Origin of the sequence: Haloferax sp. DFSO52, assembly GCF_048158745.1 — an archaeon.
GTDB lineage: Archaea > Halobacteriota > Halobacteria > Halobacteriales > Haloferacaceae > Haloferax.
The window spans coordinates 281625-306400 of record NZ_JBLOPB010000001.1 but is presented as its reverse complement, the minus strand read 5'-3'; the positions used below and the strand labels follow the sequence as shown (position 1 = coordinate 306400).

At 62.3% G+C, this 24776-nt stretch carries 29 protein-coding genes; 11 read left to right on the top strand and 18 right to left on the bottom strand.

Features of this window, described 5'->3' with window-relative positions; genetic code table 11:
- Positions 1-68: 68 nt before the first annotated feature.
- Positions 69-365, top strand: coding sequence for a DUF3303 domain-containing protein (locus ACK3SC_RS01615; protein WP_416838378.1), 297 nt, complete (start codon positions 69-71; stop codon positions 363-365).
- A gap of 129 nt (positions 366-494) precedes the next feature.
- On the opposite strand, the gene ACK3SC_RS01610 is transcribed toward ACK3SC_RS01615, so the two are convergent.
- Positions 495-1100, bottom strand: a complete 606-nt coding sequence (locus ACK3SC_RS01610; protein WP_416838377.1) for a conditioned medium-induced protein 4 — start codon at positions 1098-1100, stop codon at positions 495-497.
- Positions 1101-1258: 158 nt separating this feature from the next.
- Between ACK3SC_RS01610 and ACK3SC_RS01605 the strand changes: the two genes are divergently transcribed.
- From ACK3SC_RS01605 to ACK3SC_RS01590, 4 genes are all read left to right on the top strand, one after another.
- Entirely contained in the window at positions 1259-1837 is a 579-nt protein-coding gene (locus tag ACK3SC_RS01605) for a biotin transporter BioY (protein ID WP_416838376.1), read from the top strand.
- A 22-nt stretch (positions 1838-1859) separates the two neighbouring features.
- Positions 1860-2567: an energy-coupling factor ABC transporter ATP-binding protein gene (locus tag ACK3SC_RS01600; protein ID WP_416838375.1), complete on the top strand. Its 708-nt coding sequence runs from the start codon at positions 1860-1862 to the stop codon at positions 2565-2567.
- A complete protein-coding gene (locus ACK3SC_RS01595; RefSeq protein WP_416838374.1) occupies positions 2561-3265 on the top strand; it encodes an energy-coupling factor transporter transmembrane component T family protein in 705 nt (234 codons plus the stop codon). The genes ACK3SC_RS01600 and ACK3SC_RS01595 overlap by 7 nt, the downstream gene beginning before the upstream one ends.
- Before the next feature lie 122 nt (positions 3266-3387).
- The gene (locus tag ACK3SC_RS01590) at positions 3388-5502 is read left to right on the top strand and encodes a (Fe-S)-binding protein (protein WP_416838373.1); all 2115 of its coding nucleotides are present in this window, start codon (positions 3388-3390) and stop codon (positions 5500-5502) included.
- A 19-nt stretch (positions 5503-5521) separates the two neighbouring features.
- On the opposite strand, the gene ACK3SC_RS01585 is transcribed toward ACK3SC_RS01590, so the two are convergent.
- The 10 genes from ACK3SC_RS01585 to alaS form a co-directional block, all read right to left on the bottom strand.
- A complete protein-coding gene (locus tag ACK3SC_RS01585) occupies positions 5522-6058 on the bottom strand; it encodes a GNAT family N-acetyltransferase (RefSeq protein WP_416838372.1) in 537 nt (178 codons plus the stop codon).
- A gap of 64 nt (positions 6059-6122) precedes the next feature.
- Entirely contained in the window at positions 6123-6575 is a 453-nt protein-coding gene (locus ACK3SC_RS01580; protein ID WP_416838371.1) for a ferritin-like domain-containing protein, read from the bottom strand.
- Between the two features lie 105 nt (positions 6576-6680).
- The gene (locus tag ACK3SC_RS01575; protein ID WP_416838370.1) at positions 6681-7055 is read right to left on the bottom strand and encodes a VOC family protein; all 375 of its coding nucleotides are present in this window, start codon (positions 7053-7055) and stop codon (positions 6681-6683) included.
- A 92-nt stretch (positions 7056-7147) separates the two neighbouring features.
- Entirely contained in the window at positions 7148-7516 is a 369-nt protein-coding gene (locus tag ACK3SC_RS01570; RefSeq protein WP_416838369.1) for a 4Fe-4S dicluster domain-containing protein, read from the bottom strand.
- A gap of 180 nt (positions 7517-7696) precedes the next feature.
- Positions 7697-7987 (bottom strand): hypothetical protein, encoded by a 291-nt coding sequence (locus tag ACK3SC_RS01565; protein WP_416838368.1) that lies wholly within the window; start codon positions 7985-7987, stop codon positions 7697-7699.
- Positions 7988-8094: 107 nt separating this feature from the next.
- Positions 8095-9258 (bottom strand): acyl-CoA dehydrogenase family protein, encoded by a 1164-nt coding sequence (locus tag ACK3SC_RS01560; protein WP_416838367.1) that lies wholly within the window; start codon positions 9256-9258, stop codon positions 8095-8097.
- Positions 9259-9486: 228 nt separating this feature from the next.
- Positions 9487-10200: a type 1 glutamine amidotransferase gene (locus tag ACK3SC_RS01555; protein ID WP_416838366.1), complete on the bottom strand. Its 714-nt coding sequence runs from the start codon at positions 10198-10200 to the stop codon at positions 9487-9489.
- A 118-nt stretch (positions 10201-10318) separates the two neighbouring features.
- Complete coding sequence (locus tag ACK3SC_RS01550) at positions 10319-11092, bottom strand: alpha/beta fold hydrolase (RefSeq protein ID WP_416838365.1); 774 nt, start codon at positions 11090-11092, stop codon at positions 10319-10321.
- 94 nt (positions 11093-11186) lie between these two features.
- On the bottom strand, positions 11187-11798 hold the full coding sequence (locus tag ACK3SC_RS01545; RefSeq protein WP_416838364.1) for a hypothetical protein: 612 nt from the start codon (positions 11796-11798) through the stop codon (positions 11187-11189).
- A gap of 166 nt (positions 11799-11964) precedes the next feature.
- Positions 11965-14733 (bottom strand): alanine--tRNA ligase, encoded by a 2769-nt coding sequence (gene alaS, locus ACK3SC_RS01540; protein WP_416838363.1) that lies wholly within the window; start codon positions 14731-14733, stop codon positions 11965-11967.
- 122 nt (positions 14734-14855) lie between these two features.
- Between alaS and ACK3SC_RS01535 the strand changes: the two genes are divergently transcribed.
- Together ACK3SC_RS01535 and ACK3SC_RS01530 are read left to right on the top strand one after the other, a co-directional pair.
- Positions 14856-15341 (top strand): TspO/MBR family protein, encoded by a 486-nt coding sequence (locus ACK3SC_RS01535; protein WP_416838362.1) that lies wholly within the window; start codon positions 14856-14858, stop codon positions 15339-15341.
- A 151-nt stretch (positions 15342-15492) separates the two neighbouring features.
- Positions 15493-17886 (top strand): GAF domain-containing sensor histidine kinase, encoded by a 2394-nt coding sequence (locus ACK3SC_RS01530; protein WP_416838361.1) that lies wholly within the window; start codon positions 15493-15495, stop codon positions 17884-17886.
- A gap of 70 nt (positions 17887-17956) precedes the next feature.
- On the opposite strand, the gene ACK3SC_RS01525 is transcribed toward ACK3SC_RS01530, so the two are convergent.
- A complete protein-coding gene (locus ACK3SC_RS01525) occupies positions 17957-18940 on the bottom strand; it encodes a replication factor C small subunit (protein WP_416838360.1) in 984 nt (327 codons plus the stop codon).
- Positions 18941-19043: 103 nt separating this feature from the next.
- Entirely contained in the window at positions 19044-19337 is a 294-nt protein-coding gene (locus ACK3SC_RS01520; RefSeq protein WP_416838359.1) for a GYD domain-containing protein, read from the bottom strand.
- 161 nt (positions 19338-19498) lie between these two features.
- Here ACK3SC_RS01520 and samp2 point away from each other — a divergent pair, with 161 nt between their 5' ends.
- The 3 genes from samp2 to ACK3SC_RS01505 are packed head-to-tail and all read left to right on the top strand — an operon-like array spanning position 19499 to position 20613.
- Positions 19499-19705: a ubiquitin-like small modifier protein SAMP2 gene (samp2, locus tag ACK3SC_RS01515; protein WP_416838358.1), complete on the top strand. Its 207-nt coding sequence runs from the start codon at positions 19499-19501 to the stop codon at positions 19703-19705.
- A 59-nt stretch (positions 19706-19764) separates the two neighbouring features.
- On the top strand, positions 19765-20181 hold the full coding sequence (locus tag ACK3SC_RS01510) for a GNAT family N-acetyltransferase (RefSeq protein WP_416838357.1): 417 nt from the start codon (positions 19765-19767) through the stop codon (positions 20179-20181).
- 51 nt (positions 20182-20232) lie between these two features.
- Positions 20233-20613, top strand: a complete 381-nt coding sequence (locus ACK3SC_RS01505) for an ArsR family transcriptional regulator (RefSeq protein WP_416838356.1) — start codon at positions 20233-20235, stop codon at positions 20611-20613.
- Here the strand turns inward: ACK3SC_RS01505 and ACK3SC_RS01500 are convergent.
- The 4 genes from ACK3SC_RS01500 to larB form a co-directional block, all read right to left on the bottom strand.
- Positions 20610-21983, bottom strand: coding sequence for a phosphoglucomutase/phosphomannomutase family protein (locus ACK3SC_RS01500; protein WP_416838355.1), 1374 nt, complete (start codon positions 21981-21983; stop codon positions 20610-20612). The genes ACK3SC_RS01505 and ACK3SC_RS01500 overlap by 4 nt on opposite strands.
- A 198-nt stretch (positions 21984-22181) precedes the next feature.
- Positions 22182-22421, bottom strand: a complete 240-nt coding sequence (locus tag ACK3SC_RS01495) for a GIY-YIG nuclease family protein (protein WP_416838354.1) — start codon at positions 22419-22421, stop codon at positions 22182-22184.
- A gap of 94 nt (positions 22422-22515) precedes the next feature.
- Positions 22516-22665 (bottom strand): hypothetical protein, encoded by a 150-nt coding sequence (locus tag ACK3SC_RS01490; protein ID WP_416838353.1) that lies wholly within the window; start codon positions 22663-22665, stop codon positions 22516-22518.
- A 154-nt stretch (positions 22666-22819) separates the two neighbouring features.
- Positions 22820-23578: a nickel pincer cofactor biosynthesis protein LarB gene (gene larB / locus ACK3SC_RS01485; RefSeq protein ID WP_416838352.1), complete on the bottom strand. Its 759-nt coding sequence runs from the start codon at positions 23576-23578 to the stop codon at positions 22820-22822.
- A gap of 186 nt (positions 23579-23764) precedes the next feature.
- Here larB and ACK3SC_RS01480 point away from each other — a divergent pair, with 186 nt between their 5' ends.
- Entirely contained in the window at positions 23765-23932 is a 168-nt protein-coding gene (locus ACK3SC_RS01480; protein ID WP_410765954.1) for a DUF1931 domain-containing protein, read from the top strand.
- 92 nt (positions 23933-24024) lie between these two features.
- On the opposite strand, the gene rpiA is transcribed toward ACK3SC_RS01480, so the two are convergent.
- Entirely contained in the window at positions 24025-24711 is a 687-nt protein-coding gene (gene rpiA, locus ACK3SC_RS01475; RefSeq protein WP_416838351.1) for a ribose-5-phosphate isomerase RpiA, read from the bottom strand.
- Positions 24712-24776: the final 65 nt, after the last annotated feature.

Below are 24776 nucleotides of genomic sequence, written 5' to 3'. Positions count from 1 at the left end.
AACTAGGTCTCGAACCGCCGAGAGACGACTCTCGACCGGTGTGGGGGGACCCAAAGGTGGTGAAACGAATGCAATTCATTGTCCGGCTTACACACTCACCGGACAACTGCTGGGCACGAGACGAGAATCAAGAGAAAGCAATCGAGTTAGAGAGTCGGCTCAGGAACGCCGACGAAACCATGGGCGTCACCGTTCACAGCGCGGTCGTCGCGCCGAACGAACACACGTTCTACCTCGTCCTCGAAGCGGAGTCGTTCGAGGGCGTCCTCGGACTCCTCGGCCCGCCAGTTCTCGAAGACCACGACGCAGACATCGTTCCCGTCATGTCGATTGGTGCGGCGATGAACACGATCGGTATCGAGTGAGACGACGACTGAAACCCAACGAACAGACCCGGCCGAACAGGTGAGAACGAACCGAACAGGTCGTGACACACCCGCGGTGGTCGCACACGAGGGTGCGACGTATTTTTTGAGACAGTCTCTGCAGAACCGTTAGAGCGACACGTCCGTCTCGATGTCTTCTGTGGCCTCGCGGAGACCGTCGTTTCGGGCGTCTTCGGCCATCCGCTGCGACAGGTCGTCGTCGGTGAGGAGTTCGGTGAAGTCGTCGCGGAAGCGGTAGTTCGCCCGCGACGAGCGGATATCCGCCTCGGCGACGGGGCGGAACCGGGCGACGACATCGGTCGGAACGTCGAGTTTCTCGGCAATCGCATCGTCGTCCGCGCCGTCGACGAGGAGTTTGTCGAGGCGGTCCATATCGAACGGTGCGTCGCGGTCAGTGTCGCGGACGAGATGCACGTCGAGTCGCGCGGTGCGAATCGCGTCGGGCGACACGTCGAGTTCGACGGCGAGTTCCTCGTCACTCTCACCGTCGAAATAGCCGACGACGAGGTTCACGAGCGCGTCGTCGGAGAGGGTCGTCTCGAACTCGTAGCGCTCACGCATCGTCGTCACGAGGTCCAGCACGCGGGCGCGGACTTCTTCGGGGTCGTCGATGTCGGCGAGCGACCCGCGCGACTCGGTTTGCCGTTCGGTCACGGTCTCCGACCCAGTCGCCTCGATGAAGATATCGCGGAGTTCGGCGGTCTTTTCGTCCATGTGGGGGAATGGCACCGCCAGCGCCTTTAATGATGCTGCGACGAACCGAGTCCAGCGGCCGTCCCCACGTGGAAACGCCTGACGCGACTCGGAAGAAGGCCATTCGATACATCTCGTAAACCGATATCTTCAATTTGGTTTACGAAGAAGCGGGGAGCATGTCAACTGAACACGAGTCGGTCGAACTCGTCGGCGACGAACTCGTCGGCAACGTCGCCCGTGCGGCCCTCTTCGCGGCCCTCATGGGTGCCAGCGCGTACGTCTCGTTCCCCAACCCGATTTCACCAATTCCCGTGACGCTTCAGGTGCTCGTCGTCTTCCTCGCGGGCATCTTCCTCGGCCCCATCTGGGGCGGTGCCTCGATGCTCCTCTATCTCGTCGCTGGCGCAGTTGGCGCGCCCGTCTTCGCCGGTGGGTCTGCCGGGTTCGGTGCGCTCGTCGGGCCGACTGCAGGCTATCTCTGGTCGTACCCACTCGCCGCCGCAGTCGTCGGCGCAATCGTCCACGGCGGCGTCGAGCTCGGTGACTACCGCGTCAGCACCGTCCGCCTCGTCGGTGCGATGGTCGCCGGCACCGCCGTCATCTACACGCTCGGCGTGATTGGCTTCGCGTACGTCCAGAACATCGGCCTCGCCGCCGCGTTCTGGACTGCCGCTGCGGCGTTCATTCCTGCCGAGGCGTTCAAGATTGCCGCTGCAGTCGGTATCGTTCGGTCTGACGCCATCGCCGCCGAGTAATCGAGGGGACGCCACGTAATCCATGATTCAGGTCGACGGACTCGTCCACCGGTACGGTGACACCGCCGCAGTCGATGGCATCGACCTGCGTATCGACGACGGCGAGTGTGTCGTCCTCGCGGGCGCGAACGGCTCTGGCAAGACGACGCTCGTCCGCCACTTCAACGGCCTCCTCGAACCCGACGATGGGTCGGTGTCGGTCAACGGCATCGACGTGGACGAGAGCCTCGTCGCCGCACGAACCGCAGTGGCGATGGTGTTTCAACACCCCGAAGACCAACTCGTCGCTGCCACAGTCGGAGCAGACGTCGCCTTCGGCCCGGAGAATCTCGGTCTCTCGCACGACGATATCGACGCTCGCGTCCGCGAATCGCTCGCTGCCGTCAACCTCGACGGCCGCGAAGACGAACGCGTCGATGCGCTCTCCGGCGGCGAAGTCGAACGCCTCGCTATCGCCGGGGCACTGGCGATGGACCCTGACCATCTGGTCTTGGACGAACCCTTCACCGGCCTCGACGAACCGTCCCGCCAGTCGGTCCTCTCGCGCCTCCGAGAACTCCGCGCGTCGGGGACGAGTCTCGTCGTCGTCACCCACGACCTGCGAGATGTGACCGAACTGGCCGACCGAGTGGTCGTCCTCGCCAGTGGACGCGTCGCGCTCGACGACACCCCCGAAGCGGCCACCGACCGTCTCGCCGACCTCGGCGTCCGACCGCCGCCATCGTGCTGACCTACGAACCCGGCGACTCGCTCGCCCACCATCTCGACCCGCGAACGAAACTCGCCGTCCAGATTGGGTTCGCGGCAGCGGGGCTTGCACATACCTCACCTGCCGGGTTGACCGTCCTCGGCGTCGTCGCCGCACTCAGTCTGCGTGTGTCGGAAACGCCACTGGTGTCGTCGCTCTACTCGCTTCGGTTCGCGGTGCCGTTTCTCGTCCTCGCACCGATAGTGGAAGCGGTCACGCTCGGTCCGCCGTGGTTCGACTCGGCTGCCGCTGTGGGCCCTGCCCTCGCAAGTATTCGGATTCTTCTCGTGTTTCTCGTCGCCGTCGCGTACGTCAGAACGACGCCCGTCCGCGACTCGCGGGCGGCGATTCAGCGTCTCGTTCCCGGCCGAGTCGGCGTCGCACTCGGCATGGGCGTCGCCCTCGTCTTTCGGTTCCTTCCACTGCTTCGCCGTGACCTGCTTCGCGTCCGAGAGGCACAGGCCGCCCGACTCGGAACTGAGCGACGACTCGACGAACGCCTCTCACTCGTCGCAGCAGGTGGCCTCAGGCGAGCGTTCGCGCGAGCAGATTCCCTCGCACTCGCGCTTCGCGCACGGTGTTTCGCGTGGAATCCGACGCTTCCAGAGCTCCGATTCTCTCGGTCTGACGTTCCCGTACTTGCACTCGCTGTCGGTCTGTTCGCAAGTGTATTCGTGTAGAACCCACTCGACAGATAGAGGGACGAACCGAGCGCCAAGATACCTCGAAACCGGTCGTTGGACATTCGTGCAAACTAGACGACAGTGGTAAGATTTAACATCTGGTTCTCCGGTGATTGATTATGGAATTTCCGGCGCAGGCAGAGGTCACTCGGGAGACCTTCTGGACCATTAGCCCGGTGGGAGAGGCGCTCTTTTACGGCCTCGCCGCAATCGCGTCCCTCGTCTTTTTGTACGGGGTGTACGACCGCTTCCTTCGGTACGCACTCGGCGAAAGCGACCCGTTCGACCGACTGTCCGACCTCCCGAATCGGATCGTCCGGGCGACGAAGGTCGTCTTCACCAACGAGAACCAGTTCAAACGAGACCGATACGCCGGCGTGATGCACGGCCTCATCATGTGGGGCTTCCTGACGCTCCTCATCGGGACGACCATCCTCGCCATCGACATGGACATCTGGACGAAGCTCCTCTCGCAGGAGTCGTTCTTCGTCGGCGACTTCTACCTCTCGTACTCCTTCGTGATGGACTTCATGGGCCTCGCGTTCGTCGTCGGTGTCGGCATGGCGCTCTGGCGACGCTACGGCGTCCGCCACCCGCGTCTGTGGGGCAAACACACGAGTTTCGAAGACGCCGCGTTCGTCTGGACGCTCTTCTTACTCGGCGTCGGCGGCTACGTCCTCGAAGGACTCCGCATCGTCGGCACCGAGTTCCCGCCGTTCGAGACGGTGAGTTTCGTCGGCTACTTCGTCGCGCTCGTCTTCGACGCCGCAGGCATGAGTCAGGGCCTCGCCGAGACGCTCTACTGGTTCGGCTGGTGGTCCCACGCACTTCTCGCGCTGGCGTTCGTCGCCGCCGTTCCGTACGCCAAACCGCTCCACATGCTCACCTCGTTCGCCAACATCGTCACCGCCGACGAGAAGGCCGGCAAGCGCCTCCCGAAGGTGCCCGCCGACGCCGCCCCGGAGGAGATTGGCTACGTCTCCGAAGACGACTTCTCGTGGAAGGCGATGCTCGACTTCGACGCCTGTACGAAGTGTGGCCGCTGTTCGGACGCCTGTCCGGCGAAAGCCTCCGGCCGCAACCTCGACCCGCGTGATGTCATCTTGGACCTGAAGACCTACCGCGATTCGATTGCTGACGGTGGCGAATCTATCGACATCGTTGCCGACGGCGGTACCTCCGTCATCGCCTCGGAGTCGATGGAGTCGTGTATGGCCTGTATGGCCTGCATGGACGCCTGCCCGGTCGAAATCGAGCACCTGACCCACTTCACCGAGATGAACCGCCGCCTCACTGAGACGGGTCAACAGCAAGAACCCGTCCAGGAGGCCATGATGAACATCTTCTCGAACGGCAACGCCTTCGGTGACCCACAGCGCAAGCGTCCCGACTGGACCGACGACCTCGACTTCGAGGTTCCGGACGCCCGCGAGGAGTCCGTCGAGTATCTCTGGTACGTCGGCGACTACCCCTCCTACGACGAGCGCAACCGCGCCGTCGCTCGCTCGATGGCCCGCATCTTCGAAGAAGCGGGCGTCTCCTACGGCATCCTCTACGAAGACGAACAGCACGACGGTAACGACGTGCGCCGCGTCGGCGAAGAGGGCCTCTTCGAGATGCTCGTCGAAGACAACGTGGCCGCGATGGCCGACTGCGACTTCGAGAAAATCGTCTGCACGGACCCCCACTCGTACAACACGTTCATGAACGAGTATCCGGAGATGGACGAGTCGTTCGACTACCCCGTCTTCCACTACACGCAACTCGTCGAAGAACTCGTCAACAGCGGTCGTCTCGGCCTCTCGGGAAGCGAACTCTCGGCCCAGACCGTCACCTACCACGACCCGTGTCACCTCGGCCGATACAACGGCGAGTACGAAGCACCCCGCGAAGTCATCCGTGCGACGGGCGTCTCGCTCGCCGAGATGCCGCGCAACCGCGACGAGTCCTTCTGTTGCGGCGGTGGCGGGGGCGGCCTCTGGTTAGACCAGGAAGAAGACTCGAAGCCATCGGAAGAGCGCCTGCGTGAGGCACTCGAAGACACCGAGGCCGGAGGGACGGTCGAACGCTTCGTCGTCGCCTGTCCGATGTGTGCGACGATGTACGAAGACGGTCGCAAGACCGGTGACTACGAAGACGACATCGACATCGTCGATATCTCGGAACTCATCGTCGAAGCGCTCGACGCGAACGCTGGCGCAGCAGGGTCGCAGACGCCCGCGTCGGCCGACTGAACCGTCTCGCGCCGCAGATTCAGGTCGTGTTTTTCCAGTCCGTTTCGAGCAGTCCGTAGACGACTCGATCGACGTACTCGCCGCGGACGAAGTAGTGGTCGGACTGCCGGCCTTCCTGCGTGAATCCGAGCGATTCGAGAAGTCCACGTGAGGGGTCGTTCGTCGCCAACGCACCTGCGACGAGTTTGTGGAGTCGTCGCTCACCGAACGCGTAGTCGACGAGGAGTTCGGCCGCGTCGGTTCCGTAGCCCTGCCCCTGTGCGGTGGGCGCGAACCACGCCGCGAGTCGTGCCCGCCCGGAGTCGTGTTGCACGTCGAACAGCGAGACGAATCCGACCGGGTCGCCATCGACGGCCACGACGAGGTTGACGCCGCTCTCGTCGGACATGTAGCCCTCGAACGCTTCTTCGACTTGCTCGCGGTTCTGTGGGTGAACACGCGGCATCCGGCGTCTGATTTCGGGGTCGTTTCGGTGTCGCTGGAGGAAGTCGAGGTCCTCACGCTCGACGGTTCGGAGTGTCACGTCGTCGCCAGCGAGAAAGATTGGACCGGGCATGCTCACCGCCTCGAAAAGTGGCGGTAAGTGTCTTCTGTTTGACGGGGTCGGGACGAGGCGTCCGTTATTCCCGGTCGTACTCTTTCTTGAACCCGCGGAACTCGGTGCGGTGGGCCTCCTCGTCGCCGAGGAGGGTCACCGCGAGGTCCTCGGTGACCGGGTCGTTCGCCTCGCGGGCGGCGTCGATGAGCGAACGGTAGGTGTCGATTGCACCCTCCTCAGCCGTGAGGACACCGTTGATGACCGACAACACGTCCGTACTATCTTCCGGGGGTTGCAGGTCGTGTTGCCGCGCTTCGAAGCTCGCAGACCCCGGCGGTTTCTCGTCGAGTTGCTTCAGGCGGTCACCGAGTTGTTGTGCGTGCGTGAGTTCCTCCTGAATGTCGGTCTGGAGGGACTCCTTTATCTCCTCGGCCCGAACGCCATCGAGGACGATGGAGTTCGTCATGTAGTTCATCACTGTCTCGATTTCGTCCTGATAGGCGCGTTTCAACAGCGCAGTTACGTCCTCAGACATGGCACCCCGTAATTGACGCTCTGGCAACAAATAGCTGTCCGCCGGCGGGAGTTTACCCGGGACCCAAAGACCGAACATCCCGACGAGCGCCGCCGAGACAGGAGTTCAGTCGTCGAATTCTACCAGTTCGACGACGTAGCCGTCGGGGTCTTTGACGAACGCGGCGGTGGCGTTCGCCGGGTCGATGTACTGTGGTGGTTTCACCACGTCGGGGTGTTCCGCTTCGAGGAGTTCCTCGAAGACGCGTTCGACGTCGTCGACTTCGATAGCGATGTGGTCGATTCCCGCCGGGTCGACACGCGCTGTCGAGGTTGCGTCGTACTTCAGTTGCAGTTCCATGTCGGTGTCGTCGCTGCCGAGGTAGACGTTCCGAACCCCACCGAGTTCGAACTCGCTGGTCTGTTCGAGGCCAAGTTCGGCGTAGAAGTCGAGTGTCGATTCGAGGTCCGAGACGACGAGTGCAGTGTGGATGAGACCCATAGCCGAGTGCACGCAGTCGGGCGGGATAAAATCAGACCACGGCGTCAGAACTCAGGAGGAGAGTCAGGCCTGTCGCACGGTGTCGTTCCGACTCAGGCCTGCCGGGAGGCGTCGACGTCGATAGCATCGACCGGACAGATATCGACACAGAGCATGCAGTCGATACACTGGTCTTCGTTCGTCGGTTCGACTTTCACCTCGCTGACGGGGTGACCGGGCGTATCGACCCACGTAAACACGTCGACGGGGCAGTTTTCGAGACACGCACCGTCGGCCAGACAGATGTCGTAATCGACGGCGACGTGGGTGCCGTGAATGCCGAGTTTCTCCGGCGGTTCGACCGGTCCCCAAACAGTAACCCCATCACCAAACTCCGTTTGGTTTGCCGACGAACGAAGTTCGTCCAGCTTCTCCTCGCCAACCGTCTCGCGATTCGTGTCGAAGTTCGGGTCGATAGCCATTTGCAGTGGAGTTCACCGGGTGCCGTACTAAAAACGTCCGCATCGGCGATGAGAAAACTCCCAGACGGTGTCGGGGTGAGTGTGCTGTATCGGTGTGATGTGTGACACGACAGCGTCTGGCCAGTCACCGTCTCGGGTGTGTGACGAACGTGAGTGTGGAGTGCAGAACGACAGCGGTGACTACACCTGCGCGGCCTCGATATGGTCGAGGACGAGCGAGATGAAGTGCTGGTCTCGGGTCGGCGCAATCCCCCGATACGCACGGAGAGAGTCTACGAGATAGTCGAGTTCGGCACTATCGAAGTCTTCGTCACCCTCTTCGACCCGAGTAAGCAGGTCGGTGGCCGGTCTGGGGTCTTCGTCTGCGTCGACTGCTCGCTCGATGGCTTCGAGCAAGGCAGCGTGGACGACCCACGATTCTTCCCGTGAGAGGTCAAGCGCCGCTGGCCGATCCTGTGCCGATGTCGTCATTGTCTGTCTCTACTCTACCCTACGGGCGTGGAAATATAAATGTATGCGTACTGTTGTCACGGGACACGCACGACGCCGAACGCAGTGAGGGCGCTCGGTATTGGTCGTCACTCGAACGCTTCGATTCCCGTCAGATCGGCACCTAAGACGAGCGTGTGGATGTCGTCGGTTCCTTCGTAGGTGTAGACAGTCTCGATGTTCGCCATGTGCCGCATCGGCGAGTAGTCGGTGGTGATGCCGTTGCCGCCGAGCACTTCCCGAGCGGTTCGAGTCACGTCGCGGGCGACGCGAACGTTGTGCCGTTTCGCCATCGAGACGTGCTGGTGTCGCAGGTCGCCGCGCTCTTTGAGCTCCGCGAGGCGGTGAGCCTGCAGTTGCGCGTTCGTAATCTGGGTCGCCATCTCTGCGAACTTGCCTTGCTGGAGTTGGAACCGCGCGATTGGCCCGCCGAACTGCTCGCGGTCTTTGGCGTACTGGAGCGCGTCCTCGAAGGCGTCACGTGCCGCACCGACGACGCCCCACGAAATGCCGAATCGAGCCTGTGTGAGACACGACAGCGGCCCTTTCATCCCTGTGACACCGGGGAGCACGTCGTCGTCGGAGACCCACACGTCGTCGAGGGCGATTTCGCCCGTCACCGACGCCCGCATCGAGAGTTTGTCTTCGATTTTGTTCGTCGTCACGCCGTCGCGGTCCGTCTCCACGAGGAATCCACGAACCGGCGACCCCTCCGCGGACCGATTGCGTGCCCAGACGATGGCCACGTCCGCGATTGGAGAGTTCGTAATCCACGTCTTCGACCCGTTGAGCACGTAGCCATCGGCGTCCTTCTCTGCGTACGTCTCCATGCCCGCAGGGTTCGACCCGTGTTGTGGTTCCGTCAGTCCGAAACAGCCGACTGCCTCGCCAGTTCCGAGTGCGGGAAGCCACCGTTCTTTCTGCTCTTCGGACCCGTACGCGTGAATCGGGTAGATGACGAGCGACCCTTGCACACTCGCCATCGACCGAAGTCCCGAGTCGCCCGCTTCGAGTTCCTGCATCAACAGGCCGTAAGCACGCTCTCCGAGCCCGGGGAGGCCGTAGCCGTCGAGATTCGGTGCGTAGAATCCGAGTTCGCCCATCTCGGAGATGAGTTCCATCGGGAACGTCCCCTGTTCGAAGTGTTCGCCGATGTCTGGTTTCACCTTCTCTTCGACGAACCGCCGGGCCTCGTCACGGACGAGTTTCTCTTCTCCCGTGAGGTCCGCCTCCAATTCTAAATAATCGAGCATGACATTCCGTCGGTGTGGCGCGGTGAAAAGCGATTCGCTCACGTACGAAATCGACGCGGACAGAATCTCTGAGGACGACGTAAGAGCACTCTCGCACGGCACGACGAGAGAGAACTCAACAGCAAGACGAGAGAACCAACAACTGACCGAGGGAGACCCCCAGAAACAGGCCGAGAGAGGAGGGGGTCGTGACGGGCCCGACGGGACGCCGTGACGAACCCGACGCCGTCAGGCCGCGCGTTCGAGCGACTGCTGGTGGACGCTGTTCACGTAGGCGACGAAGTTATCGAAGAGGCGTTTCGCGTCGCAGGCGGCGGCGTAGTTTTCGGGGGTGATGCCGTCGAGGACGGACCGAATCTGCTCGTCGGGGAGGAAGTCTTTCGAGCGCGCGATTGCTTCGGCCGTCGTCGTGTCGTACTCTGGGTGGAACTGAACGCCGAAGGCGTGCGAGCGGCGGAACGCGTGGACACCGTACTCGTTCTCTGCGAGGAGGTCAGCACCCGGGGGTAAGTCGACGACAGCGTCGCCGTGAGACGTAAACACGGTGAACTGGTCGTCGATGCCCGTGAGCAAGTCGTCTGCGTCGCCGTCGGCAGTTCGGAGGACGGTGCTGTAGCCTAACTCGAAGTCACCCATATCCTCGACTGTTCCACCGAGCGCCTCGGCGACCACCTGATGGCCGAAACAGACGCCGAGAACCGGGATGTCGCGTTCGTCGGCTTCGGCGACGTACGACACGAGTTTCTGTATCCAGGCTTCGTCCCAGTAGACGGACGACGACGACCCCGTGATGACGATGCCGTCGTAGTCGAAGTGGTCGGGAAGTGGGCCTTCGGTCACGTCGAATTCGACCAGGTCGGCGTCGAGTTCGCGCCTGAAGTTGCGGCGCGTGTTCTCGTCGCCGTGCGACGCGTCCAAGAAGGCAAGTCGCGGTCGGTTCATTGGAGTGAGACAGTAGATGCGGGGGCAAAGAAGTTGCGTCCGAGACGGCATCTGCCGCGGTTCGTGACGGCCAGTGCGAGCACCGAACTGCCGAAGAAACAGTTCGAGACGACGCTGTTCAGTCGTCCTCGGACTCCAGAAACTCGACAAGTGCGTCGTTGACGAGACGTGACCGCTCGACGGTGACGAGATGCCGAGCACCCTCGAACGATTCGAACTGTCCTCGTGGGAGGCCGTCTGCGAGGGCTCGCCCACCCTCGACCGGCCAGACCGGGTCGTCGGTGCCGTGGATAACGAGTGTTGGCACCGCAACCTCGTAGAGTGGTCCGGCATCGAACGCCGCGATAGCGGCGGTTTGTGCCGCCCACGCCTCGGGGGCGGCGTCTTCTACCTGTCGCCAGTCGGCGATTTGTTCGACGACATCCGGTTGTTCGGTTCGAAACTCGTCGGAGAGTGCCGGCGTGAGCGACTCGCGAAGTGCGTCGTGGTCCGCTGGCGCGCCGTACAGGGGGGCCGGGTCGATGTCTGTCCCCGATGCTGCGGTGCCGACGAGTGTGAGACTGCGAACCCGATTGGTCGTTCGGGCGGCCGCCAACCCGACCATTCCGCCGAGACCAAGCCCGACGACGTGCGCTTTTCGGACGCCCGCATCCGAGAGGATGGCTTCCAAATCGGCGACCAACGTCTCGACCGAGTACGGACCGGCCGGTGCGTCGGAGCGCCCAGTCCCCCGGAGGTCGGTGACGAGCGTTTCGAACGGGCCTGTGACTGCGGCGTACTGCCATCCCCACTGCCACCCACCGTATCCTGCATCACCGACGAAGACGACTGTCTCGCCGTCGCCGTCCGTCTCGTAGTAGAGTTCGACTCCGTCTCTCGACACCGTGGACATACTCGCAGTCGGCAGGCGGCGAACTTAGGCGTGGCCGTCTGGTCGGGCGCGTCGGTGCCGGTATCGATGTGTCACCTAAGCGCTGTCTGGTCAGTTATCGGGATTCGATATCCCACTCGTCACCGGACCGCCGTGCAACGGCGTCGAACACCGCTGCGAACGTATGAACGGTCTTGTCGTCCTGCGTCACCGGGTCGAGGAAGAACACGCCGTGGCCGTCGACGTTGGAGATACGCGTCGTCAGCGTGTGGAGGAATTTGAACACCGATTGGACGCTGGCGTACTGGAGCAGAATCGTCAGCGAGTCGAAGACGACGATGGGTGTCGTCACCTCGGACTGGAGGGTAGATTTAGACTCGAGATCGAAGTCGGTCTCGGCGTTGGACTCCCACCGAGCGAGGTGTTTCGTCGCTTTCATTCCGAGACCGGTCAGGTCCGCAGGAGAGTTCACCTGTTCGACTTCGTCGGCAGCGACGGCGTCGGGGTCACGCGTCTCCGTCGTCACGACGACGAGTTCTGTCGGCCAGGTGCCGAGTCGGTTCTCCCAGTGGCCGGGGTCACCAGTACTCCGAGGTGTGAAATCCACTGCGAGCAGTCGAGGCTTTTGTACCCGTTCGAGACCGAGTGAGGGAGAGTCGATATCATTGCCGAGAACCAGAAGCGACCAGGGCGTCTCGCCGTTCAGCGATATCGACTCCGCGTTCATATGCCACATTTCAACCGGACCAACACATAGTTGTACGCATTGTTGCCAATTTGGAGAAATCAAGGGATATAGGCCCAAGAACTGCCGTTGTCAGCTTTCGAGTGAGCAGCTCCCGAACACTGAACCGAGCCTGAAAATCAGCCGTGAGAACGAGACGTTCGCTGACTCAGGCGTTCAGGACGTTTTTGAGCACGTCGGACGCCTCGTCGAGTACGTCGTCGAGTGCGTCGACGTTGGGGCCGCCACCCTGTGCGAAGTCGGCCGGGCCGCCACCGCCGCCACCGACTTTCTGCGCGAGTTGGCCGACGACCTGACCGGCGTTGATGCCGACGCCGTCCGGAACGCCGACGACGAACTGCGCGCTGCCACCGGCAGCAGACCCGAGGACGGCAACCTTGCCTTCTTCGACGAGGGCGTTGGCCGTCGCACGAAGTTCGTCCCCGTCACCGTCGAGTCGCTGGATGACGGCGGGCGTGCCGTCGATATCGACTTCGTCGGCACCCGCGGCGGCGCGAACCTCCGCGAGTTCCGTCTTGAGTCGGTCGATGGTCTTGCCGCGCGCCTTCCACTCGGTGAAGAATCGCTCGGCCGTCTCCGGCACGTTCTCTGGGTTCACGTCGAGGACGTCTCCGGCCTCGTAGAGGGCGTCTTCGGTTCGCTGGGTAGCCTCGATGGCCGCGTCGCCAGCGGCGAAGATGACCCGCTCGACACCGTCCTGGACGGGTTCGGTGTTCAGCACCTTGATCGCGCCAATGTCGCCGGTTCGCTTGACGTGGGTTCCACCACACGCCTGCACGTCGCTGCCGACGTGGATGAGCCGAATCTTCTCTCCCGGCGGGATACCGCCCTGATAGAGGTCGAAGCCGTACTTGTTCTCGGCGTCGTTCCGGTCGGGCCACTCCTGTTTGACCGGGACGTTCCGCATCACGAGTTCGTTGGCGACGCGCTCGATTTGCTTGACCTCTTCGCGGGTGATTCGCTCGTAGTGAGAGACGTCGAGGCGCGAGCGGTCGACGCCTTTCGAGGCACCGGCCTGCCGGATGTGGTCGCCGAGGACCGTCCGGATGGCGTGGCCGATGACGTGTGTCGCCGTGTGGTGCCGCATCAGGCGGCGGCGACGTTCCACGTCGAGTTGGCCGCGGACGAACTCGCCCTTGCCGGGGTCTTCGTCAGTGCGGTGAAGGACCACGTCGCCTTCTATCTGCACGTCGCTCACTTCGACCGTCGCGTCGTCAGTCGACAGCGTCCCGTAGTCGGCGGGTTGGCCACCGCCTTCGGGGTAGAACATCGTCTGGTCTAAGACCACGTCGTAGCCGTCTTCGCGTTCGAACACGTCGAGGACGACGGCTTCGAACTCCGTGCGCTCCTGGTCGTCGTAGTAGAGTTTGTCCGTCGCGGGGAGGTCACCGAGACGCTCGTCCTGTTCGGCAGTCACCGTCTCGGCGTCGACCTGTTCGTGTCGGTCTGCGACGAGCGAGTAGAAGTCGTCGGGGATATCGACCGTCGCGCCGCGCTCTTCAGCAATCTCCTGTACCATGTCGGGTTGGATGCCGTGGGAGTCGTACAGTTCGATGAGTTCGTCCACCGGGATGGGGACACCCTTCTCGGCGTAGTCGTCGGCGAGTTGCTGGACTCTGCGCGACCCGCGTTCGAGCGTCTTGCGGTACTTGCGCTCTTCGCTACGGACGATGTCGCGAATGGTGTCGCGGTTCTGGTAGTCGAGGCGCTCGGCCTGCATGTCCACGAGTTCGTCGAGTGGGGCGTCCACGCCGAGGTTGTCGACGAGACGCTTGGTGCGGCGAAGCACCATGCGGGCGAGATAGCCCGTCCCGACGTTCGAGGGGACGATGCCGTCACCGAACATGTACGCGAGCGTGCGGCAGTGGTCGGCGATGGCGTAGATGTCTTCGAGTGGTCGGAGCAGCGCAGTGAGTTCGTCTTTATCCACGCCGAGTTCACCGGCGACTTCCGCGCGGGCGGTGGCCAGGTCCTCGATTTCGTCGATGTCGAGGTGGCCCGAGAGCATCGCAGCGCGGTGGATGAGTTCCTCCTCTTCGTCGGTGTGTTCGATACCGGCGTTCTCCTTGAGGAAGTCTATCATGTCGGGGTAGACTGCTTCGTAGACCGTCGGCGTCCCCTGTGAGACCCACGTCCACCGTTCGAGGCCGTAGCCCGTGTCCACGATGTACGTGTCCATCGGCGAGTAGTTGTTGCCGTCTTTGAGGTGGTACTCGCCGTCTGGGTCCTGCTTCATCGACATGAAGACGAGGGTGGCGAGTTCCGCGCCGCGGTAGAGCACTTCGAACGCGGGGCCGGCGTTGCCGCCGCCGACCCACGGGTCTTCGATGTAGGTGATTTCGGAGATGTCGGCACCGAGCGATTCGAAGAACTCGTCGCAGAGGCGGACCGTGTCGTCCTTCCAGTAGACTTCGCCGGAGTAGGCGTACTCGTCGCCGACTTCTTCGCGCGCGTTGAACGCGTGATGGGCCATCATCTCGAACGCCATCGTGTGTCGGCCAGTCTTCCCCACGTTGTCGATGTCCTGCATGCGGATACAGGGCTGCGAGATAGTCAGCGGGTTCGCCGGCGGCGGCGTCTCACCGGACGTGACGAGCGGCTGGAAGTCGTAGATAGACGCCTGCGTCAAGAGAACGTCGTCACGCCAGCGGTTCGCGGCGACCGGATACGGGTCGATGCGTTCGTGGTCCTGTGCTTCGAAAAACGAGAGGAACTTCTCTCGCATCTCTTCGAGGGTGTACTCCTCGTCGAATCCGGGGTTGTCGATGAACGTGTAGTCGTCCGCTGGTGGTTCGCCACACGTCTCTCGGTCCGGGTCGCGTGTCCAGAAGTACACGCCCGTCACGGGGCACTGCTTCCGGTAGAAGCCCTCCTCCTCGAAATAGTCGAGGCGGTACTCTTCTTCGAGTTCACTCATTGCCAAAGTCTGGTCTACCGTCGGGTAAAACAGTTCCGGGAGATAGCCGGAGACGCCCGATTATGGGCAATACTGTGAACACCGGCCGTGTCGTTCATTTCTCTTCGGGCCGATTGGAGAGTATGGAACTTGCGTCCGTCCGTCGCCGACCTGCCGTCGAACTCCTCGCGTGGGTCGTTCTCTCCCAACTCGCCGGCATCGTCGGGAGTGTGTTCACCATCACCGCCATCGACTCGTGGTACGCGACACTCGCCCGGCCGTGGTTCGCACCGCCGAACTGGGTGTTCGGACCGGTCTGGGTGACGCTGTTCACGCTGATGGGTATCGCTGCGTTCCTCGTCTCGCGGAGCGACCATCCACGCAGTCGGCGGGCGCTCATCGTCTTCGTCGCCCACCTCGTCGTCAACGTGGCGTGGTCGTTCGCGTTCTTCGGCCTCCAGTCGCCGGCGGCAGGACTCGTCGTCATCGTCGCACTCCTCGTCGCAATCGTCGCGACGATGCGCGAGTTCGCCATCGTGGACTGGCGGGCAGCGGCCCTTCTCGTGCCATATCTCCTGTGGGTGTCGTTCGCAACCGTGCTCAACTACAGTTTCTGGGTCCTCAACTGACACGACAGTTTCTGGGTTTCAACTGACCAGCGACGAGAGCGCACGGGTGGCAAATGGTCGGTTCAGAACTGTCGAAAACAGGGGGCTCCTGTGAGTGGGGAACATGCCGCAATCATTATGTCTCTCGTTATCGTCCGTGCGAAGTAAACCCGTGGACGCGACGGAAAAGACGATTCTCGTAGTTGGAGATTCTACGTTCGACAGTGACCTTGGTGGGGAGGTCACTGTCGTGGCAGCGAATGACGATTCAGCCTCGGCCGACCCCTCGTGTCTCGTCGTCACCGACCCGAATACGACGGTTCCGCTCGACACACCGGCAATTCTGTACACCGACACATCCCCAGACGAGATTGTCTCTCCGGACCGATTCGATGCGTACGTCCGACGAGGTGACCACGAGACGCTCGAAACGCAGATTCGATGGGTGCTCTCACGACACGCCTCCACCGAAAGCGACGGGGGAGAGACCACCGAACGAGAACGACTCAAACATCTCTACGAGGGAACGACGAGCCTCATCACCGCCGAGACGACTGACGAACTCTACAACCGGGCTATCGAGCTGGCGAACCACATTCTCGAACTCGACAATACGTCGTTCGTCATCCACGAAGACGATGGGTTCTACGTCCGTGCGAACGACGACGATTTAGCGGGGACAGGCCCAATCCCAACCGAACAGGGAATTCTCGGGAAGACCTACCGAACACAGCAGTCGTACCTCGTCGACGACATCTCCCAGCACCCCGATGCAGCACCGTTCGACCCGGCGTATCGGTCCGCGTTGAGCGTTCCGATGGGAGATATCGGCGTCTTTCAGGCAATTTCGAACGAGGAGAGCGCCTACGACGAGACTGACCTCCGTCTGGCCGAACTCCTCGTCTCCTACGTCGCCGAGACGCGAGCGCGTATCGAAAGCGAAGCGGCGGTGCGCCACAGTCGCGAGCAAATCGAGCGGCTCCACCGCGGCGCAACAGAACTGACCGCGACGACGAGCCTCACAGAACTGTTCGAACGAACCGTCGAGATTACGGACGATATCCTCGATTTCCACCTGAGTTACATCGGCGTTGTCGAACACAGTTCGACTGGCAGCCAGAACTCGCAGAATTCTGGCGGCGTCGTCGAGCCAAGGTCGACGGACAGTCAGGACGCTGCGAGCCCTGACGACGTCGTCGAAGACGGCTACATCGTCCCGACAGCAATCTCCTCTGATGCTCCTGAAGACGGCGCAGAACGGGTCTCGATACAAGACGGCGGCGTCGCTGCGAAGACGTACCTGACCGGCGAGACGCAACTCAATCCGGATATCGCCAGCGACGAGGACGCCAAACCGGTGAAGAACGTGTATCGGTCTGGATTGAGCGTCCCAATCGACGATATCGCGGTGTTTCAGGCCGTCTCGTACGTTCCGTACGCGTTCGACGAAACTGACGCCGAGTTGACCGAACTGCTCATGGCACACGTCGCCGTCATCGCCGAGCGAATCGAGGCTGAGACACGCCTTCGAGAGGAACGCGACCGGTCGAGCGCCCTCTTCGAACACGTCTCCGACGCCGCCGTCACCTACGACGTCGAAGATGGCGTCGTCACCGTCACCGACGTGAACCACGCGTTCGAGGAGATTTTCGGCTACGAGGCACAGGAGGTCGTCGGCACCGACCTCCTCGGACGGGTGGTACCCGCCGAAAGCGACGACGGAGCCGACGACATTCCCGAACTGCTCGCCGCGACAGGCGAGAGCTATCGTGGCGAGGTCCGCCGACGAACCACCGACGAAGTGAGAGAGTTCATCCTGAACGTCGTCCCGCTTTCGCCCGGTGAAGAACGCGGGTCGGGATACGCAATCTACACAGACATCACCGACCGGAAAGCACGCGAAGAGGAGTTAGAACGCCAGAACGAACGCCTCGAAGAGTTCGCAAATATCGTGAGTCACGACCTGCGAAATCCGCTCAGTGTCGCTCGTGGACACCTCGAACTCGCTCGTGAGACCGGGGCTGAAGCGCGATTCGACACGGTAGAGAGCTCACTCGACCAGATGGAAGCACTCATCGACGACTTGCTCTCGCTCGCCCGTCGCGGCCAACTCGTCGACGAGGCGGTGCCCGTGGACCTCGGACTCGTCGCCAAACAGGCGTGGATGAACACCGAGACAGGCGATGCGACGCTCGACACACCCGTGAACGTCGTGTTGAACGCCGACAAAGAGCGACTCGCAGAGTTGCTCGCCAACCTGTTCCGAAACGCTGTGGAACATGGTTCCACAGGCCGTCGGAATCCTTCCGACGACGCTGTCGAGCACTGCACCGACGACGTTCACATCACTGTCGGCGGTGTCGACGGTGGGTTCTACGTCGAAGACGATGGCCCCGGCATCGAACCAGACCGCCGTGAGGTCGTCTTCGAACCCGGTGAGACCACCGGTGACGACGGCATCGGCTACGGCCTCGCGATCGTGGAGTCTATCGCCGACGCACACGGGTGGTCGGTCGTCGTCACGTCCGGAACGGCCGGCGGGGCACGGTTCGAGTTCCGGGCCTGAGTACTGTTGAGTGCGCAGCGGCAGAGACAGAAGTAGAGGGAGAGACGTTCAGTTCGCGAAAACAGCTTCCTTAGTTCTGCGAGAGTGCGAGCGACGCGAGGAGCGCTTCGAGTTGAACCTGTTCGTTCGCACCTTCGGAGATACGGTAGTCTGCTTCGCCGATGCGTTCCATCAGGTGAACGGCAGCGCGCTCGTCCAGGTCGAAGTCCCAGACTGCGCGGTGGAGTTGGTCGATGATGTCGCCGCCGGCCATGCCGGTATCGACGATGAGCGTCTCTAACTTTTTGCGCGCAGTCGTGAACTCGCCATCGATGGCGGCTCGAACCATCTCCTCGATATCTTCGGGGCGAGCAGTCGAGGTGATCATGTAGACCGCTTCTTCGTCGACGACTTCGCCCGTCGTCGCGGCGGCCTGCAGGGAGTTGATGGCGCGGCGCATGTCGCCACCGGCGGCGTAGACGAGTGCGTCGAGGCCGTCTTCGGTGAGTTCGATGCCTTCTGCCTCGGCGATGTCTCGCGTCTGGTTGGCAATCGCGTCGTCACCGAGCGGCGAGAAGCGGAAGACGGCACAGCGAGACTGGATGGGGTCGATAATCTTCGAGGAGTAGTTACACGAGAGGATAAAGCGCGTGTTGTCCGAGAACTGCTCCATCGTGCGGCGAAGGGCCGACTGTGCGTCGTTGGTCAGCGAGTCGGCCTCGTCGAGGAAGATGATTCGGTAGTCGTGGCCGCCGAACGACGACCGCGCGAAGTTCTTGATTCGGTCTCGAACCACGTCGATACCGCGCTGGTCCGACGCGTTGAGTTCGAGGAAGTTGCCGCGCCAGTCGTCACCGTAGATGGCACGGGCGATAGCCGTCGCGGACGTGGTCTTTCCGACGCCCGCCGGTCCCGCAAACAGCAGGTGCGGCAGGTCGTCGCGCTCGATGTAACTCCGCAGGCGCTCGACGATTTCTTCTTGCCCGTAAACGTCGTCGAGGGTCTGCGGTCGGTACTTCTCGATCCAGATTTCGCGACCCGCCGGGGTATCGCCCGACTCCGCGGCCTCGCTCATATCCATGTCACGGGTGGCCGCGCACATAAAGCGTCCGAGACAGGAGCGTCGTGAGAGATGCGTGTGAAAAATGAGGGCCGAACGCGGCCGAGAACGCGTCGGTTCAGGACAGGTTCGCGATGAGTTCGCGGAACTCCGCCTCAGGCCACGCTTTCAGCGTCTCTCCCGAGACGGTCCCTCGCTGGGCGATTTTGAGGAACGCTTCCCCCGCGGCGTCGTCGTCCGGGAATTCCATGACGGTGACGATGTCGTACTGGCCCATCGTCAGGTAGAATCCCTTCAGTTCGCCGCCTAACGACTCGGCGAGGTTGGTGGCGTCGTCGAGGCGACTCGGACTCTCTTCTATGGCTTCGATACCCTTCTGCGTGTAGTTCCACAGCGTAATGTAGGTCGGCATGGCTCGTTTCCCGCTGGTGTCCGTAGACTGCCTTCGGGTGTGCCTACCTATTGGTGCAGAAACATACTAACTGTTGACATGTATCTGGTTTCGAGAGAGTCGTCAATCGGCAGACAGTCAAAGACGACGGACTGAAATCTCCTCCCTCCCCACGCCCGTACATGGACGTGACCGTCGAAGTCGTCGGCGAAGAGACCCACGAGGTCACCGTCGAAGACGATGGAACCTACGCCGACCTCGTGAAGGCGGTAGACCTCAGTCCGCACGAAGTGTCCGTCCTCGTCGATGGCACGCCGGTCCCCGAGGACCAACCAATCGAGGTGGACCGGGTGAAGGTTCTTCGCCTCATCAAAGGCGGACGAGACTGACAGAGAGACAACCGACACACTCCGCCGGACCTTTCTCTCTTCGTGACCGACCGACAGTGATGAGTAACGTCGTCGTCCGCGAGGGCGACCCAGACGAGTTGGTCGCTGTCATGCGCATCCTCGACGCTGGCCTCCTCGAAATGTCGACCAGTGAGGTGCGCGAACGTCTCGAAACGGGCGACTGCCTCGTTGCCGACGCGTCCGGACGCGTGGTCGGTGCCCTCGTTCTCGATGGCGACGTTGTCGAGGCAGTGGCCGTCTCTCGGAGTCGGCGTGGACGTGGCATCGGAACCACCCTCGTGGCCGCCGCACGTGACCGACGTGGCCGACTCGTCGCCGAGTTCGACGCCCGCGTCCGCCCGTTCTACGAGTCGCTGGGATTCAGTATCGAATCGACAGACAGCGACCAGACAGACGAGAATTCGACCGACGACCGACTGCGTGGCGTCCTCGACGGCTGTCGTGGGCCGAGTTAACAACCGACACTCGTATATCATCTCCCCTGTAAGGGTTACAGGGCCGAGGCTATGGCAAACCGAGATCGAGGCGACAGGATTCTCACCGATTGGAATCGAGTGTTCGACGCACTCGCAGACCCGTCACGCCGTTACGTCCTCGAATATCTCAACGACAGAATCGACCCAGTGTCGGTGTGGGACCTTTCTATCGCGCTGGCGACTCGGACGACAGACCGGCCAGCGAACGAAATCGATATCCAGACTGTCGAGCAGGCGGAAGCCGGTATCGTCCACGTCCACATTCCGAAACTCGAAGCGGCGAACCTCGTCGAATCGGACGGTGATACCATCTCACTGACGGACCACGCACAGACGCTCCCACTGTTCACACCAGCGTACCGAGGAATCGTGCCGCCTGCCGACGGTGAAGAAGCCGACTGGGAGCCTTAGACGAGCGGTTCGACGAGTTCGTGACCCGCGTCGAGGAGCGCAGCGACTGCCTCCTCACTGCCTGCTTCGGCGTAGACGCGCATCTTCGGTTCCGTCCCCGATGGGCGAACGAGAAGCCACGAGCCATCGTCCAGGAGCAGTTTGAATCCGTCGAGCGTGACGACTTTGGCGATGTCACGACCGGCCACCGTCTCCGGCAGTTCGTCGTCCAGTTCGTCGATGACGCGGTCTTTCTCCGAGTCGGGGCAGTCGATGCTTATCTTGTCGGCGACGATTTCGCCGTACTCGGCTTCGATTCGGTCGAGACGGGCGTCGAAGTCCTCTTCGGCCGCGGCAGTTGCCGCGAGCAGCGCCATCAACACACCGTCTTTTTCGCGGACGTGGCCACGAACAGAGAATCCGCCAGACTCCTCGCCGCCCATGAGCGCGTCGTGTTCGCGCATCGCGTCTGCGACCCACTTGAATCCGACCGCCGTCTCGAAGACGTCCTCGCCGTGTGCCTCGGCGATACGGTCGATGAGGAACGTCGTCGAGACGGTTCGGATGGCAGGCCCCGAGTCCGATTCGAGCAGGTAGTCGTAGACGGCGGCGAAAAAGAGGTTCTCGTCGAGGACGCCTCGCTTTGGCGTGGCGATGGCGAGTCGGTCGGCGTCGCCGTCGTTCGCCACCCCGAGGTCAGCGCCGATATCGATGAGCGCCTCGGCGAGTTCTTCGAGGTTCTCGGGCGACGGTTCCGGTGAGTTGCCGCCGAATTCGGGGTCGCGGTTACAGCGGAGTCGGACGACATCTGCACCGGCCGATTCGAGCAAGTCGTCGGTCACGCCACGGCCGCTTCCGTGCATGGCGTCGTAGGCGACTGTCAGCCCAGAGAGGTCGCCACCGACGAGTTCGAGGGCGTGGTCGGCGTGGGGAGAGACGACGTCGACGCGTTCGATCGTGCCGTGTTCGGATTCTGGGAGGAGGTCCGGTTCGGCGAGATACGCGGCGACGGCGTCGGTCACTTCTGGGAGTGCAGGCGCACCGTCGGAGGGGATGAACTTCACGCCGTTGTACTCCGGCGGGTTGTGCGAGGCAGTGACCATGAGCGCACCGGAGAGGCCACGGTCCGCGATGGCGTAAGCGACGAGGGGTGTCGGACAGTCGCGTTCCGGCAGTAGAACGTCGAATCCGTTGCCAGCGACGACTTCGGCGAGTGACTCGGCGAATCCGGGCGACGTCTCGCGGGCGTCGTAGCCAACGAAGACGGGGTCGGTGTAGCCCTCTTCGCGGAGGTAGTCGGCAACCGCCTGTCCGACGATTCGAACACGCTCGTCGGTGAACGTATCCAGGGTGGCACGCCACCCATCGGTCCCAAAGGAGATTTTGTCCATACGCGCACGTCGGCACGGCGAGCCAAAAAACTACGTTACGACCCGACATGTACCGCCATCGAGACTTGGCGGGTGACAGGACAAATCGTCACGTGACAGGACGAATCGTCACGTGACAGGACGAATCGCCACGTGACAGGACAAATCGTCATGTGACAGCACGAATTGCCACGAGAGTCGATGATTCGACGAGTTCCCTCACGACTCGACGAGCGACAGCTTCTGCTCGCGTCTGAGCTGTTTGATTTCGTACTCGCGAGACATCGCCGTCGACTTCGAGTCGTACTCCTCGACGTGGACGAGTTCGACAGGCGTGCGACCACGCGTGTACTTTGCGCCATCGCCGGCGTTGTGTTCTGCGACGCGTCGCTCGACATCGGTCGTATAGCCGGTGTACAGCGACCCGTCGGTACACTGGAGGACGTAGACGAAGTGCACGAGAGAATGGTTCGAGGGCGAGGGTATGAACCCTACGCCCGGCCTCGTGCACGAGGTGTTGGCTTCGCGTGGTGGTCTTTGTTCGCTTCAGTGGTCATGCAGTGCGGGCACGTTGTCGAGCGACCTCCGCGATACCTGCGTTCGCCGAGCAGTTCGGACAAGCGAGAACCTGTCCATGTTTGTCGGCAAAGACGCGTGCGAAGCGCTCTGAGACGTGTGACCCGCAGTGGTCACAGACTGGCATTGTTGGTACAGCCGGCAGCCACCAGGCCGGTGGCTGATACACCGTGTCGTACCCATATGAGGCCTTCGCGCGTGTGCGCGTGACTGCTAATTCGCACACATCCGTGAAAACACACATCACGAGCGTGTGAGGACGAGTCGAGACGGACGGAACCCTATGGTTCCTGACGGGCGTCGGAGACGGCGCGGGCGACCAACCCTGCCTGTGCCCCGGCGATGTAGCCTGCGTCGATGTTCACCACCGAGAGGACGGTACACGACTGGACCATCCCGAGGAGTGCCGCTTCTCCGTCGCCGCCGTGTCCGTATCCGGTCGAGACGGGGAGGCCGATGACTGGCGTATCGACCAGTCCGGCGACGACGGTGGGTAACGCGCCCTCTCTGCCGGCGGCGACGACAAGCACGTCTACGTCACGAAGCAAGTCGAGGTGGTCGAGGACGCGGCCGAGGTGAGCGACGCCAACGTCTTCGACTCGTTCGACTGTCACGCCCATCTCGCGAAGGACGACTGCCGCTTCACCTGCGGCCTCAGCGTCGGACGTTCCGCCGGTGATGATACCGACGGTGGCATCGATATCCGGTCGTTCGAACGACGAGTCGCACGCGACGATTGTCTTCGCTCGGGCGTCACGGTCGATAGCACAGTCGGGGAGCGCATCGGCAACCGCCTCGGCGTGGGCGGCGCTGGCTCGCGTGATGAGCGCTCGACCACTCGTTTCGACGGCCGTGACCGCAATCGTCGCCGTCTCGTCGGGTGTCTTCCCCTCTGCGAGGATGGCTTCGGGAATACCTCGGCGCGTCTCTCGGGCGGCGTCGAACCGTCCAGCGCCGGTTGTCGCGTATCCCGCGAGTCGTGCTTCGGCCTCCGCGGGCGAGAGCGTTCCGTCCGCGACGGCATCCAGGATGTCGCGCATATGGCCGCCCGTACGCCCGAGGCGTACTCATACCCGTCGTTCTCCCATCACGGGGAGAAAACATATATAAGGGGAGATTCTTACTCCCAAATTCGTCCTTAGAGAAGCGCCAAAACCCCCAAATACGGCGGTATTAACGTCCAATATAGGAACGTTTATGTAGGGAGAATCGGTAGGACATTCTGTATGGCAGACCTCATTGTCAAGGCAGCCGTCAAAGAAGCGCTCAAGGACAAAAACGTAGCCTCGGACTTCTACGACGCTCTCGACGAGGAAGTCAAGGAGCTTCTCGACGACGCCGCACGCCGTGCAGAAGAGAACGACCGAAAGACGGTCCAGCCCCGCGACCTGTAAATCGGTTTAGAACTACTTTCTTTTATTGCAGACCGCAGAGCGACAGCGTTAGCGACAGAGCGAGACCGAAAACTGACCTCGAAGAGCGATGCTCAGCAGTCGACGACGTCGACGCCGTCCTCGGTTCCGACGTAGACCGTATCGGCAAGCCCGGCGAAGATACCGTGTTCGACGACGCCGGGGAGTACCGACAGTGACGTTGCCAGTGGTTCGGGGTCGTCTATCGTTCCGAAATCGCAGTCGAGGACGAGGTTTCCGTTGTCGGTGACGACCGGTCCGTCTTTTCGCTCGGCGCGACGAAGCATCGGGTCGCCACCGAGGGTCGAAACGGCGGCCGCGACGGTAGTTCGTGCGTCGGGAAGCACTTCGACTGGAACCGGATGCGACAGCACGTCAGCCAGCTTCGATGGGTCCGCGACGACGAGGAACCGGTCTGCGAAGGCGTCGACGATCTTCTCACGGGCGTGGGCCGCGCCGCCACCTTTCACGAGTGCGTCGCCCGCGACCTGGTCTGCACCGTCGATAGCGAGGTCGAGTGCGTCGATTTCGTCGAGGGCAGCGAGCGGGATGTCGTTCTCTCGGGCGAGTTCGCGCGACGCGAACGACGTCGGGACGCCACGAACGTCCATCCCGCCAGCGACGAGGTCACCGATGGCTTCGATGGCGAACGCTGTCGTACTCCCCGTTCCGAGGCCGACGACCATGCCGTCTTCGACTGCAGCGACTGCGGCCTCCGCTGCGCGGCGTTTCTGTTCGTCGCTTCCGCCAGTCGTCTTCATGAGTCAGGCGACTCGGCCGACGAGTAAAAATTGACCTGAAACACGTTTGTGGCCGTCGTGGAACT

Excerpts from the sequence above, each read along its gene's own strand:
- ACK3SC_RS01615 (WP_416838378.1), top strand. The coding sequence starts at position 69 with ATGCAATTCATTGTCCGGCTTACACACTCACCGGACAACTGCTGGGCA.
- ACK3SC_RS01610 (WP_416838377.1), bottom strand. The coding sequence starts at position 1,100 with ATGGACGAAAAGACCGCCGAACTCCGCGATATCTTCATCGAGGCGACT.
- ACK3SC_RS01605 (WP_416838376.1), top strand. The coding sequence starts at position 1,259 with ATGTCAACTGAACACGAGTCGGTCGAACTCGTCGGCGACGAACTCGTC.
- ACK3SC_RS01600 (WP_416838375.1), top strand. The coding sequence starts at position 1,860 with ATGATTCAGGTCGACGGACTCGTCCACCGGTACGGTGACACCGCCGCA.
- ACK3SC_RS01590 (WP_416838373.1), top strand. The coding sequence starts at position 3,388 with ATGGAATTTCCGGCGCAGGCAGAGGTCACTCGGGAGACCTTCTGGACC.
- ACK3SC_RS01585 (WP_416838372.1), bottom strand. The coding sequence starts at position 6,058 with ATGCCCGGTCCAATCTTTCTCGCTGGCGACGACGTGACACTCCGAACC.
- ACK3SC_RS01580 (WP_416838371.1), bottom strand. The coding sequence starts at position 6,575 with ATGTCTGAGGACGTAACTGCGCTGTTGAAACGCGCCTATCAGGACGAA.
- ACK3SC_RS01575 (WP_416838370.1), bottom strand. The coding sequence starts at position 7,055 with ATGGGTCTCATCCACACTGCACTCGTCGTCTCGGACCTCGAATCGACA.
- ACK3SC_RS01570 (WP_416838369.1), bottom strand. The coding sequence starts at position 7,516 with ATGGCTATCGACCCGAACTTCGACACGAATCGCGAGACGGTTGGCGAG.
- ACK3SC_RS01565 (WP_416838368.1), bottom strand. The coding sequence starts at position 7,987 with ATGACGACATCGGCACAGGATCGGCCAGCGGCGCTTGACCTCTCACGG.
- ACK3SC_RS01560 (WP_416838367.1), bottom strand. The coding sequence starts at position 9,258 with ATGCTCGATTATTTAGAATTGGAGGCGGACCTCACGGGAGAAGAGAAA.
- ACK3SC_RS01555 (WP_416838366.1), bottom strand. The coding sequence starts at position 10,200 with ATGAACCGACCGCGACTTGCCTTCTTGGACGCGTCGCACGGCGACGAG.
- ACK3SC_RS01550 (WP_416838365.1), bottom strand. The coding sequence starts at position 11,092 with ATGTCCACGGTGTCGAGAGACGGAGTCGAACTCTACTACGAGACGGAC.
- ACK3SC_RS01545 (WP_416838364.1), bottom strand. The coding sequence starts at position 11,798 with ATGAACGCGGAGTCGATATCGCTGAACGGCGAGACGCCCTGGTCGCTT.
- alaS (WP_416838363.1), bottom strand. The coding sequence starts at position 14,733 with ATGAGTGAACTCGAAGAAGAGTACCGCCTCGACTATTTCGAGGAGGAG.
- ACK3SC_RS01535 (WP_416838362.1), top strand. The coding sequence starts at position 14,856 with ATGGAACTTGCGTCCGTCCGTCGCCGACCTGCCGTCGAACTCCTCGCG.
- ACK3SC_RS01525 (WP_416838360.1), bottom strand. The coding sequence starts at position 18,940 with ATGAGCGAGGCCGCGGAGTCGGGCGATACCCCGGCGGGTCGCGAAATC.
- ACK3SC_RS01520 (WP_416838359.1), bottom strand. The coding sequence starts at position 19,337 with ATGCCGACCTACATTACGCTGTGGAACTACACGCAGAAGGGTATCGAA.
- samp2 (WP_416838358.1), top strand. The coding sequence starts at position 19,499 with ATGGACGTGACCGTCGAAGTCGTCGGCGAAGAGACCCACGAGGTCACC.
- ACK3SC_RS01510 (WP_416838357.1), top strand. The coding sequence starts at position 19,765 with ATGAGTAACGTCGTCGTCCGCGAGGGCGACCCAGACGAGTTGGTCGCT.
- ACK3SC_RS01505 (WP_416838356.1), top strand. The coding sequence starts at position 20,233 with ATGGCAAACCGAGATCGAGGCGACAGGATTCTCACCGATTGGAATCGA.
- ACK3SC_RS01500 (WP_416838355.1), bottom strand. The coding sequence starts at position 21,983 with ATGGACAAAATCTCCTTTGGGACCGATGGGTGGCGTGCCACCCTGGAT.
- ACK3SC_RS01490 (WP_416838353.1), bottom strand. The coding sequence starts at position 22,665 with ATGCCAGTCTGTGACCACTGCGGGTCACACGTCTCAGAGCGCTTCGCA.
- larB (WP_416838352.1), bottom strand. The coding sequence starts at position 23,578 with ATGCGCGACATCCTGGATGCCGTCGCGGACGGAACGCTCTCGCCCGCG.
- ACK3SC_RS01480 (WP_410765954.1), top strand. The coding sequence starts at position 23,765 with ATGGCAGACCTCATTGTCAAGGCAGCCGTCAAAGAAGCGCTCAAGGAC.
- rpiA (WP_416838351.1), bottom strand. The coding sequence starts at position 24,711 with ATGAAGACGACTGGCGGAAGCGACGAACAGAAACGCCGCGCAGCGGAG.